Annotated in this window: 14 protein-coding genes; 8 read left to right on the forward strand and 6 right to left on the reverse strand. The window is 42.4% G+C overall.

What is annotated here, in order from left to right:
- Positions 1-183 precede the first annotated feature (183 nt).
- The 3 genes from QSH61_RS11225 (at position 184) to QSH61_RS11235 (ending at position 4,427) form a co-directional block, all read left to right on the forward strand.
- On the forward strand, positions 184-2,085 hold the full coding sequence (locus QSH61_RS11225; protein WP_206470985.1) for a methyl-accepting chemotaxis protein: 1,902 nt from the start codon (positions 184-186) through the stop codon (positions 2,083-2,085).
- Positions 2,086-2,280: 195 nt separating this feature from the next.
- A complete protein-coding gene (locus QSH61_RS11230; RefSeq protein ID WP_174168680.1) occupies positions 2,281-3,483 on the forward strand; it encodes a tetratricopeptide repeat protein in 1,203 nt (400 codons plus the stop codon).
- 8 nt (positions 3,484-3,491) lie between these two features.
- Positions 3,492-4,427 carry a M20/M25/M40 family metallo-hydrolase gene (locus QSH61_RS11235; RefSeq protein ID WP_174168678.1) on the forward strand — a complete coding sequence of 312 codons (936 nt, stop codon included), beginning with the start codon at positions 3,492-3,494 and terminating at the stop codon, positions 4,425-4,427.
- On the opposite strand, the gene QSH61_RS11240 is transcribed toward QSH61_RS11235, so the two are convergent.
- Entirely contained in the window at positions 4,355-4,687 is a 333-nt protein-coding gene (locus QSH61_RS11240) for a GIY-YIG nuclease family protein (protein ID WP_102057019.1), read from the reverse strand. The genes QSH61_RS11235 and QSH61_RS11240 overlap by 73 nt on opposite strands.
- A gap of 181 nt (positions 4,688-4,868) precedes the next feature.
- Between QSH61_RS11240 and QSH61_RS11245 the strand changes: the two genes are divergently transcribed.
- Positions 4,869-5,228 carry an outer membrane protein assembly factor BamE gene (locus QSH61_RS11245; RefSeq protein ID WP_010605101.1) on the forward strand — a complete coding sequence of 120 codons (360 nt, stop codon included), beginning with the start codon at positions 4,869-4,871 and terminating at the stop codon, positions 5,226-5,228.
- A 58-nt stretch (positions 5,229-5,286) separates the two neighbouring features.
- Here QSH61_RS11245 and QSH61_RS11250 read toward each other — a convergent pair whose 3' ends face one another.
- Together QSH61_RS11250 and QSH61_RS11255 are read right to left on the reverse strand one after the other, a co-directional pair.
- On the reverse strand, positions 5,287-5,622 hold the full coding sequence (locus tag QSH61_RS11250; protein ID WP_206471087.1) for an RnfH family protein: 336 nt from the start codon (positions 5,620-5,622) through the stop codon (positions 5,287-5,289).
- A complete protein-coding gene (locus QSH61_RS11255) occupies positions 5,622-6,056 on the reverse strand; it encodes a type II toxin-antitoxin system RatA family toxin (RefSeq protein WP_010605103.1) in 435 nt (144 codons plus the stop codon). Before QSH61_RS11255 ends, QSH61_RS11250 begins: the two co-directional genes overlap by 1 nt.
- Positions 6,057-6,197: 141 nt before the next feature.
- On the opposite strand from QSH61_RS11255, the gene smpB reads away from it, so the two are divergent.
- On the forward strand, positions 6,198-6,680 hold the full coding sequence (gene smpB / locus QSH61_RS11260) for an SsrA-binding protein SmpB (protein ID WP_010379116.1): 483 nt from the start codon (positions 6,198-6,200) through the stop codon (positions 6,678-6,680).
- Positions 6,681-6,762: 82 nt separating this feature from the next.
- On the opposite strand, the gene fabB is transcribed toward smpB, so the two are convergent.
- A complete protein-coding gene (gene fabB / locus QSH61_RS11265; RefSeq protein ID WP_174168676.1) occupies positions 6,763-7,977 on the reverse strand; it encodes a beta-ketoacyl-ACP synthase I in 1,215 nt (404 codons plus the stop codon).
- Positions 7,978-8,153: 176 nt separating this feature from the next.
- On the opposite strand from fabB, the gene mnmC reads away from it, so the two are divergent.
- A complete protein-coding gene (gene mnmC, locus QSH61_RS11270; RefSeq protein WP_206470986.1) occupies positions 8,154-10,139 on the forward strand; it encodes a bifunctional tRNA (5-methylaminomethyl-2-thiouridine)(34)-methyltransferase MnmC2/FAD-dependent 5-carboxymethylaminomethyl-2-thiouridine(34) oxidoreductase MnmC1 in 1,986 nt (661 codons plus the stop codon).
- 157 nt (positions 10,140-10,296) lie between these two features.
- Here the strand turns inward: mnmC and QSH61_RS11275 are convergent, their stop codons facing one another.
- The gene (locus QSH61_RS11275) at positions 10,297-11,202 is read right to left on the reverse strand and encodes an RbmA family biofilm matrix protein (RefSeq protein ID WP_206470987.1); all 906 of its coding nucleotides are present in this window, start codon (positions 11,200-11,202) and stop codon (positions 10,297-10,299) included.
- Positions 11,203-11,469: 267 nt separating this feature from the next.
- Positions 11,470-12,954 carry a DUF3612 domain-containing protein gene (locus QSH61_RS11280; RefSeq protein WP_206470988.1) on the reverse strand — a complete coding sequence of 495 codons (1,485 nt, stop codon included), beginning with the start codon at positions 12,952-12,954 and terminating at the stop codon, positions 11,470-11,472.
- 145 nt (positions 12,955-13,099) lie between these two features.
- Between QSH61_RS11280 and QSH61_RS11285 the strand changes: the two genes are divergently transcribed.
- Together QSH61_RS11285 and QSH61_RS11290 are read left to right on the forward strand one after the other, a co-directional pair.
- Positions 13,100-13,588, forward strand: a complete 489-nt coding sequence (locus tag QSH61_RS11285) for an aldolase/citrate lyase/malate synthase family protein (protein ID WP_206470989.1) — start codon at positions 13,100-13,102, stop codon at positions 13,586-13,588.
- Between the two features lie 94 nt (positions 13,589-13,682).
- Positions 13,683-15,869 (forward strand): cation:dicarboxylate symporter family transporter, encoded by a 2,187-nt coding sequence (locus tag QSH61_RS11290; RefSeq protein ID WP_206470990.1) that lies wholly within the window; start codon positions 13,683-13,685, stop codon positions 15,867-15,869.
- Positions 15,870-15,996: the final 127 nt, after the last annotated feature.

A 15,996-nucleotide genomic window follows, 5' to 3' on the forward strand; every position in this document is an offset into this window, starting at 1 on the left:
TTTTATCTCTATTTCTCAACATAACCACCCATTTAACTCAAATACAGTTAACACTAAATACTGAGATTAACTTTATTTTATAAACCAAAATTATTTTTTTGTGACTTGGATTGTTACTTGTTCCGAGCTGGTTATTTACTATGCTAGAATAATCGGTTCCACGGGATTACACACACAAATCGAATGCAAAACACAGGTTTAACAATTACTCAAAGAATTACCCTTTTGGGTAGTCTCATTGCGATTGCTGTCGCTTGTTTAATCGGGTTTACCTCGCTTTACAGCGCCAAAACGCTCATTAATGAACGCATGATGCAATCTGAATTGCCAAGCAAGATAGAAAGTATCAATAAATCATTAAGCAAGCAGATAGACACGTTGAAAAATGCAGCCGAGCAGCTTTCAAGCAATTTATTAATCACCCAAAGTGCCAAGCAAAATACTTTGGACGAAAAACTTCTTGTCAACGAACTCAAGCGTATTGCGGCGCAGTATGACTTAGTTACGGCTTCTTGGGCTAACCGCGAAACCAATCAATATTGGAATCAAAACGGCTTTCTGCGAGTACTAAATAGAGAGCAAGATGGTTGGTTTTTCGGCTTTACCACTAGTGGCTCGCCATACTCTATTAGTATCTATCAAGAAGCGCCGGGCGATGTAAAAATGTTTGTAAACCATCAACAACTAAGCGGTCTTGGTTTAGCTGGACTTGCGAAAAGTATTGATGATATGCAGGCGATGCTTGCTAATATGAAAATCGAGCAAAGTGGCTTTGTTTTCGTCATTAACAGGCAAGGTACCGTGCAATTGCACCCAGATGCAAGCAAAGTTGCAAAGTCCTCAATTGAAGATTTTTACGGCCAGCACAGTCGCGATTTTACCTCCACACGTGGATTTATCGTTAAAGAGTTGGAAGTAGATGGCGAAACTAATTTAGTTGCAGCGAGCCCAATTCCAAACACAGATTTGCTTGTTATTGCCCAAGTGCCAACCAGTGAAATCAATAGTGGGATCACTTCTTTGCAGTGGCAAATCATTGGTTTTTCGATAGTGATTGCGCTAGTGGCGAGCTTTTTTAGTATGCTACTGGCTAAGAACTTAAGCGCGCCACTTAAAAAGATGGCAGATTTATTTGAACAGCTTGGTAGCGGCGACGCAAAACTCAATTATCGTTTACCAGACTCAGCACAACCTGAACTTCATGCTTTGGCTGGCGGCTTCAACCAGTTTATGGCTAAGATCGAAGAAGCTATCCACATGGTTGCGGAAGAGAGCCGTTCAATTCGCGTGACGAGCGAAGCCGTGTTTAAACAGAGCCAGCAAAACTCTCAGTCTCTGGATGAACAAAAGTCTCAAACCATGTCTGTTGCCGCGGCAATCAATGAAATGGGTGCGACAGTACAAGAGATAGCGAGCAGCGCGACCAACACGGCAAAATTGACAGAAGAAAGTAAAGCGTCAACCAAGCGCAGCCGTCAAGGTGTGCAAGAAAGCCAAGAAACACTTCACTTGCTTGCAGGTGACATCGAAAATATGGCAGGTCAAGTCGCTACATTGGCCGATAAAACCCAGTCAATTGCCAATATCGTTGATGTGATCAGAGGCATATCTGAACAAACCAACTTGCTTGCACTCAATGCTGCGATTGAGTCTGCGCGAGCGGGTGAGCACGGTCGTGGGTTTGCCGTTGTTGCAGATGAGGTGAGAGCACTTGCGAGTCGTACATCACAATCTACCGACGAGATCCAAGCAACGATATCTGAATTAACTCAGGTGTCTGGCGCTGTCGTAAACCAAATCCAACAATCCAGTGAACAAGCAGAGCAAAGTGTTCAAACGATGCAATTGTCAGTGGAGTTAATGTTGGAAATCTCGGAAACCGCAAATCAAATAAATGACATGACCGCGCTTATCGCAACAGCGACAGAAGAGCAAAGTAATGTCGTTGCGGACGTCGGCCGCAACATCGAGCAAATTAGCGAAATTAGCGATGCCGTGATGAACGAGCAACTTGACACGGAACAAGCAATTCAGCGTCTTGCTGCATCAGCAAAAGCGCTTGATGATCTCGTCGCGAGCTTTTAACCTCTGCTCAACTCTAAAGTAAGCCTGCATGTTTCCTTGTAGGCTTACCCTTTCAAATTGTCTCTTTGTTACATGGTGTAACAATCACACCGCGCAAATTTTGCAATTATGGTCTAAATTCAATAATAGTAAGGGTCAAAGGTAAGCAATTAAGCCATAACTAAAAGTCAGCCGAATGCCCAATCTGGAGGTTGTATGAAGATAGTAATTCAGTTCTCTATTATTGTGCTTAGCATTATTTTACTTAGTGCTTGTAATAGCACTCCCAAAGCGACGATTGATAGATCAATTCTTAATGCAAATCACCAATTTACTGTTCACAAAGTTGAGTCGTATTCTGACGTCTTTCAACTCAATAACCAAATTCGCATTAAATTAGAACAATACTTTCACAACGGAGAGATAGGCCTTAAACGTGCTAAAATGCTGATGAGATTTTTGGTAAGTAGTGGAGATGATTCACTTTCTTACCTTTCAGGTGCAAATTTAACTGCAAATCAAGCATTTAATAATATGAACGCGAACTGCTTGTCCTTGTCTATACTAACTCACGCTATTGCTAAGCAGCTAGGCTTACGCAGCCAATTTCAACAAGTACACATACCTGAATATTGGGATGAGAGCCAAGGCTATAGCCTGCTAACAGGCCACGTCAACATCAAAATTTTTGAAGTAGATAACACACAGGACTCAGTTAAAACTTTATATGTTAAACCAACTGCGGTCACTGTTGATTTTGATCCTAATAGCCGCTCTCAACACTTTAGTACTTCACCAATTAGTACAAATACTATCTTATCTATGTTCTATAACAACAAAGGAGCAATGGAAATGATTAGTGGTAACTTAGATATGGCATATAGCTACTACAAGGCAGCCGTAGAAAGTGATCCCTATCATGACGGCGCCTGGGGGAACCTCGGTATTTTATACCGTATAACAAACCAGTACGACCTCGCCGAGCGAGCCTATAATCAGGCCATTGCCATTAACCACGATAATCGAAATGCACTAAGTAACCTTGCTAAACTCTACCACCTGACGGAACGAGATCATGAAGCTGGCATTATTGAAGCAAATATCCATAATTTGAGAAAAAGCAACCCTTATTACATGTTGGTATTAGGGAACGAAGCCTTTAAACAAGGAGAGTTAAATCGCGCTAAGCATTTTTATCAAAAAGCTTATCAACTTGATCGCAACGTTCATGGTAGCTACTTTGGGCTGGCAAAAGTTGCCTATGAGCAAGGCGATAGAAAAAAAGCGGAGTATTACCTCAACAAGGCATACAAAGCTTCTGTCTTCGAACACGACAAAGCGCGCTACGAAGGCAAACTGGCCTTATTGAGAGGAGTTGCAAGCAACCAATTGAATTTAACAGACAACGATGAGAGATAACAATAATAATGAAGAAATGTTCTTTCAAGCTAATCGGCATGATGCTGGCCGCGATATGTACCACGAATGTATTGGCTCAGTCGCGACATCAAAGTATTGCTAATGTTGATAATATATTGGTGCAAGATTTACAAGCTCTCACAAGTGCTCGTCACCAAGGCCGTAAAAGTGGTGCTCAATCGCCTAACATCAGTGCCCAATATATTTTTGCTGCTTTTGAGCAATTAGGTGGAAACCCGATCTATCAGCACTTTACCTTTAGAGCAGGTATTTTTAGTAAGGACGCAGGTCACAACGTCACGGCGATTTTACCTTGCACTCAACCTCGATGTGATAAGGCCATCGTTATCAGCGCGCATTACGACCATTTAGGAACCACAGGACAAAGACATTATCCAGGTGCCAATGATAATGCATCTGGCACCGCTGCAATGTTGCACATTGCGAGGCAACTTAGTAAAACAAATCGCGCTCGCGATATATTGTTTGTCGCAACCGATGCAGAAGAGCGCGGCTTACATGGAGCGAAACATTATGCCAAGCACCTTAAACGAGAAGTTGAGCTCAATATCAACCTTGATATGTTAGGAATAAATAACAACAACCGTTTATTTGCATTGTTTTCACCGGGTTTCAAGGAATATAAATCTGAGCTCCAGAACAAGGCGCAATCTTCAGTAAAATTGACCATAGTATCGTCACAACGACAAATTGAGCGTTATATAAATAACCCAAGAGTTGATTGGCACAAAGCAAGCGATCACTACGCCTTTTATCGCCAAGGGATCCCCTATATTTATTTTGGTATGGGTGAAGATAAACATCATCACACCACCAGGGATACACTAGAGAATATGGATCTAAATAAGTATCAGGCAGGGGTTAACCTCATCAATGACTTTATTTTGTCATTAACTCGTTCACCTTTTGACTCTACCAGCTGAATTTTTTGTGCTTTTGTCAGCTGCTTAACATGCCACTCAAGTTTTGCAGCTTGAGATTTAGTACCTGCAGCACATTGAAATTTTAACGTTAAGGGCCCTTTACCTTTTAAATTTTTTGCCCCCTTCCCAGCCTGATGCTGCTCTATGCGCCGCTCTACATTGGTTGTTATTCCTGTGTACCAATGACCAAAGCGCGTTTCTAGGATATATAAGCTCCAAATAGCTTGGTGATCCGTTTTATTGGGCTCGTTAAGTAACATTTTTCCTAGCACTAACAGGCTCTCCTCAAAATCTTATCAATGACTTCTACCACACATGGCAGCTCTTGCAACTTATCTGCGAACTTTTTACACTTAGTGCAGTCCAATTCCGCTAAGAGACTTTACCTTCTCTGTGCAATCGGTATCATGCAAATAACTGATAATAAGGATACACAATTTCATGCTGTCTAATAAAACCCTTTCTGTTTGGCTCAGTGCTGTAGTTATGACGGTATTTATGTCTGGCTGTTCAAGCTGGATTTATCGCATCAACGTGCCACAAGGTAATTTCTTAGAGCAGTCAGATGTAGATAAACTTCGCGTGCAAATGACCAGAGAGCAAGTGCTATATGTGCTAGGTACACCGCTTGCTAAAGATACTTTTAACAACAATATCTGGCATTACCAGTACGTATTTAATATTGATAGAGACTCAGAGGTCAGAAAGTCGTTTAGCGTTTATTTCGAGAATGACAAACTAGTTCGCGTGAGCGGCGACTTCGAAGAGCCGGAAGAATTTAACACCCCTTTAGACTCATAGAGTCAAGGGACACACATTATTTCGTAGTCAAAGGGGAAAGGTATTTCCCCTTTTTTAATTATTCCTTATCTCCTAAAGAGACAGGTCGCCCACCGGTAACTTTGCTTGCACGGCCCTCTTCTTTTGCTTTTTCCGCACGGCGTCTGCGCGCCTCTTTTGGGTCTGCGATTAATGGACGATAGATCTCTATTCTGTCACCGTCACTCACTACTTGATGTAATTTTGCTGTGCGATTCCAGATCCCAAGCGTCAAGTCATTCGCATCTATCTCTGGGCATCTTTCTAATATCCCTGACTGTAGTACCGCTTGCTCAGCTGACGTCCCCTCAGGCACATCAACCGACAATGACGTCGCGCTGTCAGGCAATGCAAATACCACTTCAACCTTTATCATCATCTCGCTCCGTAAACAATTTTGGCTCGCTGGGTAAACGCAGATACCATATTCTTGGCCACTTCATTGAATAGCTTGCCAAACGCCATCTCAATTAATTTGCTCGCAAATTCAAACTCTAACTTTAAACTCACCTTACAAGCCTGTTCATCAAGCGCGGTAAACTCCCAGTAGCCGTTTAAAGACTTAAATGGCCCATCAACTAAACACATTTTTACTCGGTTGCCATCAAATTCATTTTTTGTGGTAAACCACTTTTTTAGGCCGGCTTTCGAAATTTCTAGACTCGCGGTCATCCCTTGTTCATCATTGCTGATAACTTTTGCATCTGAGCAATGCGGTAGAAATGCGGGATAAGCGTCAACATCATTGACCAATTCAAACATTTCCTTGGTGCTATACATCACCAAAGCACTTTTTTCTATCTGTGGCATAGACACTCCAAATCTTAATACAAGGATTTTACCAAGGTTTTGCAAATTTATCTTGTTTGCAGCCACTGACTAAGTAAAAATACGTCACATTAATGAAAAAGCGCTGTCTTAAAACAGGATTTATAGGTAGACTAAGCCATTATGGCAAAGAAAAATTCAAGTAAATCAAATAGCAATACCATAGCGCTAAATAAAAAAGCGCGTCATGAGTATTCACTACATGAAAAGTTCGAAGCAGGTATCGAATTACAAGGCTGGGAAGTAAAAAGTATCCGCGCCGGTAAAGTCAATATCTCAGATACTTACATCCATATCAAAAACGGCGAAGCCTATTTGTTGGCCAGTCAAATTCAACCGTTAAATAGTGCTTCTACACATGTGATATGTGATCCGCTTCGTTATCGTAAACTGTTACTAAATAAACGTGAAATCTCACGTCTTATCGGTGCAACCGAGCGTGACGGTTATTCTCTGATAGCCACAGCAATGTACTGGAAAAAGTGCTGGGTAAAACTCGAGTTCTATCTTGCGAAGGGTAAAAAGCAACACGATAAACGTGCTGATATTAAAGACCGTGATTGGTCACGTGATAAAGAACGTTTGATGAAACACAATGTACGTTAATTTATTTTAATATACGAACAGAACGAAAAAAGCAGGCTTAGCCTGCTTTTTTGTGTTTGATATCAAGTTAAGTGTAAAGCGCTTAACCTTTGTACTTTTTCATCACAAGTGTTGCGTTAGTACCACCAAAGCCAAAGCTGTTTGACATCACCGTATTAAGCGGTCCATCACGGCGCTCGGTTACAATGTCTAAACCTTGTGCTTGCTCGTCCAATTCATCAATGTTAATTGATGGTGCGATAAAGTCATTATCTAGCATCAGCAAAGAGTAAATCGCTTCATGCACGCCAGCCGCACCGAGTGCGTGGCCTGTCATTGCTTTAGTTGCACTAATAGCTGGGGAATTATCGCCAAACAATTCTTGAATAGCGCCTAACTCTTTCACGTCACCAACTGGTGTTGAAGTACCGTGCGTGTTTAGGTAGTCAATCGGTACATCAAGACCTTGCATCGCTTGCTTCATACAACGCACAGCGCCTTCACCTGATGGTGCTACCATGTCGTAACCATCTGATGTCGCACCATAGCCAACGATTTCAGCATAAATGTGCGCGCCGCGAGCAAGTGCGTGTTCTAGCTCTTCAACTACCACAATACCGCCACCGCCAGAGATGACGAAACCATCACGATTTGCATCGTACGTACGTGATGCGCGCTCAGGCGTTTCATTGTACTTGGTTGACAACGCACCCATGGCATCGAATTCCATCGCCAATGTCCAGTGTAGCTCTTCACCACCACCAGCAAAGATAACATCTTGTTTGCCTAGTTGAATCTGTTCAACAGCATTGCCAATACAGTGTGCTGATGTTGCACATGCAGAGCTGATTGAGTAGTTCACACCTTTAATTTTAAATGGTGTTGCCAAACACGCAGAAGTCGTGCTTGCCATGGTACGTGGAACCATATAAGGCCCTACACGCTTTACGCCTTTTTCGCGCAGAATATCAGCGGCTTCAACTTGGTACTTAGACGAACCACCACCAGAACCTACGATAAGGCCTGTGCGTTCGTTTGATACTTGCTCTTCTGATAGCCCTGAATCTTCAATTGCTTGCGCCATCGAGATATAAGAAAACGCTGCCGCGTCCCCCATAAAGCGATGTGCCTTACGGTCAACGAGAGATTTTACGTCGATATCTATTTTACCAGACACTTGGCTACGTAGGTTGTAGTCTGCAAATTCTTGGTTAAAAGCAATACCGCTCTTACCTGCTTTTAATGACTCTAAAACTTCTTGCTTGTTGTTGCCGATGCTCGAAACAACACCGATCCCCGTAATAACGGCTCTTCTCATGGGTTTATTCCCTTCGATATTACAAATTATGCGTAGTATACGCTGAATTTTAGCGCCAAGTGGTCAGCTTTCCAGCGTACACATGTACTCTGAACCTAAATAACTAAAAATGCAACCAGACTATTGAGTCGAAAGACAGTAAAATAGTTCCCAAATAGTCGAACATAGAGTCTTTCATGATAAAAAACGCTCAAATACACTTCAACGATGCTGGTACCCCTGTTGCCGATAGTTTTGACGATGTCTATTTTTCCAACGATGATGGATTAGCTGAGTCACATTACGTCTTTTATACTCAGAACCATATCGACGAGCGGTTACAAAATCATGGCAAAGACCGATTTGTCATCGCAGAAACTGGTTTTGGTACTGGATTAAACTTTCTCAACGCTTGGTATCACTTCAACCAGCGTAGCAAAGACGCATGCGTTAACCAACTTCACTTTGTCTCATTTGAGAAATATCCAATCCATATTGATGATTTAGTTAAAGCGCTACAAGCTTGGCCTACGCTTGCCCCGCTCGCCAAAAAACTTTGCCAACAATACCCGATGGCCCTTGAAGGATGCCATCGCCTAGAGTTTGACAATGGTCAAGTGACCTTAGATTTATGGTTTGGTGATATTCACGATAATTTACCACAACTAAGTTTCGAACAAGCCGGATTTGTCGATGCGTGGTTTTTAGATGGCTTTGCTCCGAGTAAAAACCCAGAAATGTGGCAACAAAGCTTATTTGATGCCATGGCCAATATGAGCCGAGATAGCGCTACTTTGGCAACATTTACCGCAGCGGGTTTTGTCCGCAGAGGACTACAAGACGCCGGCTTTGCGTGCAAAAAAGTCAAAGGGTTTGGCCGCAAACGCGAAATGGTGGTTGGAACGCTGAGCCGTGCCAATAAAAACTCCAATACTCCAGCGTATTACAGCACCACACCGCGTAAGCTAGAGAGTATCGCTATTATTGGCGGTGGTATTGCCTCAAGTTGTTTGTTGTATCACCTTAGTAAACGTGATCTTAGTGCAACACTTTTTTGCCAAGACGACACGTTAGCCAAAGGTGCTTCTCACAATCGTCAAGGCGCGCTATATCCAAACCTGCAAGCAGATCACACGCCATCGAGCGAGCTATACGCCCACAGCTTTTTATATGCAAAGCGCCTCTATCAGCACATTGCAAATACAGGATATCACTTCGCACATGATTGGTGTGGCGTACTCTTGCAATCCGTTAGTGAGGCCAAACGAGCGCAACATCAAAACCTAGCCGAAAAGGCAACTTGGTCACATGATTTAATTCATGCCGTCGACGCCAAGCAGGCTTCAGCTATCGCAAATACCATGCTGCCCTACGGTGGACTCTATATTCCAGAGGCCGGTTGGCTAAACCCAGCAGAGGTAACGCACGCTGTGTTTGATGCAGCCCACGCATTAAAAACGATTTCGACTTATTTTAATACTGATATACAAAAACTTGAAAAAGCGGAGAGCGGCTGGCTGTTACACAGTGAAGATAATACCTTTGGGCCGTTTTCAGATGTATTTGTCTGTGGCGGTGAGCACTCTGACCGATTCGAGCAAACCAAACATGTTCCTTTACACGGCGTCCGCGGTCAGGTCTCTCATGTTGATGCTGGAGAAGAATCACAAAAACTCAATACCGTACTTTGCCATAAAGGGTACTTTACTCCTGAAATGGATGGGCAACATTGTATGGGCGCGACATTTGAAAAAAACAGCAAAAGCCGAGAGATAAAAGCTGAAGATGATGCAGCTAACCGTGCCCAGCTTGAACGCTTTTACAAAGACACGGAGTTAGCCGCGAGTCTTGGCGAGATCACCTCAGCAAAAGCCGCAGTACGTTGCTGTTTTAACGATCATTTGCCTATGCTTGGTCAAGTCCAGCATAACGATGAATTTTGCTCAGCGTTTGCTAATTTAAGGAAGGGAAAACACTACGGCTTTGGGAGGCCTGCACTACCCTATCAAGGAATTCATATTGTGACCGGTTTTGGCGCACGAGGACTGTGCAGCGCTCCACTTGCTACTGAGCACTTAGTTGCAACTCTACTTGGCGAAGCAAGACCTTTAAGCGAACGAGTACATCAGGCAATCCACCCTGCGAGGTTACTTGTGAGAGATCTGATCAGAAACAAAATCTAATATTAAGTTTCGTAATTAACCTAAGCTGTGGATAAATAATGCGCCCCAGCTCAGGTTAAATTATAAAAAGCGTGCAAAAGTACGTACTCTTACTGTCTACCTTTTTAATTAAGTGTTCTAGTTCACTCAATTGAGCGACTATTAAGGCAATGTATTATTATTTCTTAATAAATGTAAAAGAGCTCTTCGACATTTCCCCTTTCTCGCCATTGCCACCGATGAGCAGAGATTGGAAATTGTACGTATACTGACCGGCAGGCCAATAGGCAGGAATTGTGAAGTAACGACCGGTTTGAACATACTCTTCTTTAGACGCCAGCTTGATTTCTGATGTCTCACCTAAATTATAGGCTGTACCATCTGGCATGGTGATATATTCCCATGCTTCAACAGTGACTTCTGTCTCTTCTTTGTTAGCTACAGAGTAAGCGTAGTTTACTGTACCACCTTTTGTTGCTAGTTGCTGGTTACCCGCTACAACGCTGGTTATAACTGACTTTGTGTTTCCAACAGTAAAGTTAGTAATATCTGCGTAGATAAAAGCACCATTGTACTGGACTAAAGCTTCAGTCCAAGCGAAATGATTTGGTGCCACATTCCAATCTGATATTAGGTTTACATCACGAAGTACGTCAGTGATTTGCTTAAATTGCAGGTAAAAACTGATGTTTTCACCGTTATTTGTCACTGTATTTTTTGGAGAAAAATTCGTATTGTAGTGAAATTCGTTATACTCAGGGAACTCCATTTTGGTTGACTCTATATTATATACTGTGCCACCAAGGTTTTTATTTGAAGCTGTTAGCCCACTTTCAAAGCTGGCAGAAAAGTAACTGTTAGGATTACTATCGACATAGTAATTATTCACTAATTCTGCTTCAGTATCGTATGCAATCGTGAAGTTTAACTTTTCTCCAGCTTGTATCAGCGGACTTTCAGCTCCCTGACGAGTTTGTACAAAGTTAACTTTTGCATCAAAGTGTACTGTTATAATTTCAGCAGATGCTGACATGGAAAATAACAAGCAAGAAATTGATAAGTAAGCGTTTTTTCGGTTAAACATTAAATACTCCCTTTATAAGTTTTGTTAAATACCCATTTGATTAATTAAGCAGTCTATGTTGAGAAGATGACACCTTGTCTATAACAGCACTGCTTCCCCTCAAATAATTCATATGTCACACAGAAACTGCAAAAATATCTTAATCAAAATAACCTGTCATAGAGTAAATAATTTTAGTACCCACCTTATGAACATGAAAAGTGTAAACTAAATATGTATGTTATCTCAAGGCAAAAATAGCATAACTAGATATCACCATTATCTTTATTAACCATGGCCATTGAGGTAACACCCTGGCTTTCTCGGGCAGCTTTTTCCTCGAGTACAAATCACCCGAACTGAGCCCTCAAGTCCTCTTTCAATCCACTGGATATTTAAAATCTTGGCGACACGGAGTAATTGGGTTTTCATATGATAGGGCACCACGCTCGCGCCACCATGGCTAATACAAGCTTTTTGTAACTCTCCAATCAAGGCGTCAGCATCAATCCCTTGTGCATTAATAGCAGGATTGAGATCAAGACCCGCGCACAGCACCCTTGGACGATTCGCCACATCAACGATTTTTACTGACTCACAGCAATACAGACGCGGTTTACCATTGACGTTCAGGATCGAAAGCTGAGCACTGGCACTATTGCTATCATCATGAAATTTACGAAATACGGCCCAGTGCTGACACGGATCGGCAACGCTACGCATATTGCCCCAAGGTAAAGGAATGCCATTGCCCCGATACACCGCCTTGAGTTTACCGGCTTGATAAGCATCAAAATAATGCCAATGTGGATAAGGTGAAACCGATGTCATTCTGCGCATTGCGACGGAAGCAGAAATACCAAGTTGCTCATGGACGCGCACATCGTAACCTCGGCTTTCGAGTAACTGCCGAAATGGTGTACGGGGACACAATAAGGCCCCTGCGAAGAAGCTCGATTCAAAATCCTGCCACGCGCTCAAAATATCCTGAGCATTTGGAGTATCATGATCGGGGTTATCGTTACTTTTACGACTTTCTCCAGTAGTGAGTACACATTCTAAACCCTCACTATTGTGAAGCACGGCATGGCCAATATGAACGGCTAAATCGTATTTCATTCTCGCGGGATGTGCGTGCAATGCGCGATTTATAAACACCATGTTTGGCTCTTTGAAATAAGAAGTGATCATCCCCTCTCCGTCAGGCGATGATTGCTCAAACCACTCCACTTTTCGACCTTTTGCTATCAAAATTGCCATGAGATCATCACAGCTGAGATAGAGATTTTTACCTCCCACTTCATCGGCTGCTCGCTCTAAATCAGGAAAGTGGTTTTGATGGTGTTCTTGGTGGGCACGGATCAAAAGGTGCGCAAACTGCCTACCACTGATCCCCGCTTGGGATAGCATTTCTGGGATCGCAATTTGTAATATCTCTTTGGCAAATAGAAAGTTGGGCTCTAAAGCCATCCCCATTATCCCACCGAAATTGCCTTTATCTGGCGCAATCTCCGGCGCTTCAGGTTGACTGTCTAAAAACCACTCAATCGGTTTTTGAAATACATTAGAGAAGTTTTCGAGCATCGCTTCGCTTGGCGTACGCTGGCCTCTTTCAATCATTGACAGGTAGGAAACGGAAGGCGCGCTGGTTGGATCTTGCTTAACACATCGAGCCGATAAATCTTCTAAAGTCAGATGGTTACGCTTTCTTAGATTTCTTATTTTAGTACCCAAAAAGTGAGACTTTCTAATTAAGCTTGCAACTTTTGCCATGATTTCACACCCCATTTTTGTGAAATTCACACTGTGAAATTCTTTTTGTGAAATTATTTGAATATTTAACTTACACTCAAAATGTACACGAAACAACCAGAATATATTTCCCAATTTATGACAACATGAACAAGTGAGGTGGATCATGGCAGCGCAATTACAACCGCATACAGAGCAATCAATTGACGATACAAAAGCGCAACAGTCAATGCTGGCAAAACAGTATCTTGATGAACAATGTCCTTTAGAGTTTGGCTCACACATAGAGGTGACAGACTATGTGGTTTACTACAATCACCTGCTTGCGTTTTTTGCCAACGGCACCCATTGTGGTTTAAAAAATTGTAGCCAATTCGTCGCGCTTTGCGGTCACCGAGAAACGCCTGAGGCTGTTTTGCTAAAACAGGACGATGGCTTACATATTGAAATTACCTTCAATCGCACCGGAATGCTCGGCCAATTTGATAGCGCCCATATCGAAGATATTATCGTCGAAACGCCACTGGCGTCTGTGGTTGGTAAAAAGACTAAAACCCAGCTACAAAAACTATGGATGAGCTTTTATCACGGGGTGCAACAACCAGCAGGAAAAGCCTGTTATCGTGCCAAAAATGGGGATGATTATGAACTTTGAGTAAACACTCGATAATTTGTAATCAAATCGCTCAAACATTCAGTAAGTTTTAAGCTAAGCTAATTAAAATACCGCTCTTTTTTCGACTGAGCACATGACTAAATTGCTTAATTTTCTAAAAAACATTAACTGGATGCTTTGGGCGCTCATACTTGGCATTTTTGCTGGTTTAGTTTTCGGTGAACGGTTATCATTTTTAAAACCTATCGGTACAGGTTTTGTAAACCTGATGCAAATCACCATTCTCCCCTATATTGTCGTCAGCCTTATCGTGGGTTTAGGCAAATTTAATCCCGAACAGGTTAAAAGTATTCTTGCAAAAGCGGCGCTAGTCATGGTCTCCATTTGGGTGGTAGGTCTTGCTGTGATCTGGTGCTTTATTATGACATTACCAGCGCATGATGCCGGGACCTTTTTCTCCCCGGCACTGGTCGCCGCTGCTCCCGAAGTAGACTTCGTCAAACATTATATTCCCGCTAATCCATTTGCTTCTATGGCGGAAGGTAATGTACCTGCCTTAGTCATATTTTGTATTGCGCTAGGTATGGCACTTATTTCCAATCAAAAGAAAAACCGTTTACTGGATGTGTTAGAAGTCGTCGGTCAAGGTCTGTCGGTGATTTCCAAGAAGATCATTGCCATCTTCCCTATCGGCATTTTTGCGATGACTGCAAGCACCGCTGGCACCATGAGCGCAGAAGAATTGTCTGAATTGCAAGTATACTGGGTTGTCGTTTTATGTGTCGGCGTGTATTTGATGTTAGTACTACTCCCTATGCTTGTTGCCGCACTCACCCCTGTTAAATACCGCGACCTCATCATGGTTATGCGCAATGCATGGATCACCGCATTTAGTACCGGAAACGTTTTTATTGTATTGCCAGTGATCACCGAGGGGATCAAAGATCATTTACGCAAAATTAAGCAAAGCGACGAAAGCTCTGATCACATCGCTGAGGTGTTAGTGCCTATCGCTTATACCTTCCCGAGTTTAGGAAAGCTTACGACCCTCATTTTTGTCTCTTTTGCAGCATGGCTTACCGGCAACCAAATCGGCATCGAACAAATTCCTAATGTGTCTTTGTCGGCGATGCTAAGTTACTTTGCTAACGTACATATCGCTATTCCCTATTTGCTCGATACCTTGCGTGTCCCGGCTGATACTTATCAGTTATATCTATCAATGTCAGTACTCACCGCAAAGGTGGTTTCACCGACCACTGTGGTGTATATCTTCGCATTTGTATTTTTATGTATTTTTATCAACCGTAGACAATTACACCTAAAACGCGTGCGCTCGGTTTATTATTTAACGCTACTTTCTGCACTACTCCCAGCATTTATGTTGTTGAGTTTTACGGCAAATAATTACCTCGGTAAACAAACTAAATCGGCCGATGAGGCCATTGCTAATATGGTGATCTCAGATACCGTCCCTGCTCATGTGCTTAGCTATGTCCCTAAAGCATACCAAAGTGGTGAGTTGTCTTTGACGAATATCGATGTGATTAAAAAACGTAACCTGCTGCGTGTCGGATATCTTATCGATAATGTGCCATTTAGTTACTTTAATCAAAAAGACCAGTTAGTGGGTTTTGATGTCAGCCTAGCACATAGGCTCGCATCTGACCTTGGGGTTAAAATCGAGTTTATTCCTTTTAAAAAGCCACAACTGGCAGAGTATCTCAACAAGGGATATTTCGACATTGCAATGTCCGGCCTTGAAATTAATATTGCCGACTTACAAAGCGTGCGCTTTAGTGACAAGGTATTGGAACTGCAACTAGCGCTCTTGGCCAAAGATCATGATTTGAAGAAGTTTGCTGACAAGTCAGCCCTACTTACGCTTGATAAGCTGAATTTAGCTCACGTTGAGTATGCTCCGTTACTCAAACAATTGGCGCAGCAAAACCCTAAGGTAAAAGTATCCGGTATTAACAATTTGCAAAGCTATTTTAAGCACCCAGAAAAATATGACGCCTTAGTGATCAGCGCAGAGGCGGGCTTTGCATGGAGCATGTTCTACCCTGAATTTGGTGTTGTGGTACCGGAAGGGGCGAGTTTGAAATACCCCGTTGGATTTGCCGTCGCCAAGCGTAATCAAGATTTACTGAGTTATGTAAATGCGTGGTTGACTATACAGCATACCAATGGCCGTATTGAAAAAACTTATGATTACTGGATCTTAGGAAAAGGTAGTGTACAAAAGCAAACTCGTTGGTCGTTAATGGATGAACTTGAAATCGACCCTAACACACTTATTGATAAACTAAAGTTCTAATACCAACGGAATAAAAAACGCCGTCAGTTAACACGTTAACTGACGGCAAGTCTACTCACTGGGCGAGCTAGCTTTCAAGCTCACTTTAACCTTAGCCAAACCACAAAATAAAACAAGTTTTTAACAA

The sequence above is a fragment of the Pseudoalteromonas sp. JC3 genome (assembly GCF_030291895.1).
In the GTDB taxonomy this organism is placed as follows: domain Bacteria; phylum Pseudomonadota; class Gammaproteobacteria; order Enterobacterales; family Alteromonadaceae; genus Pseudoalteromonas.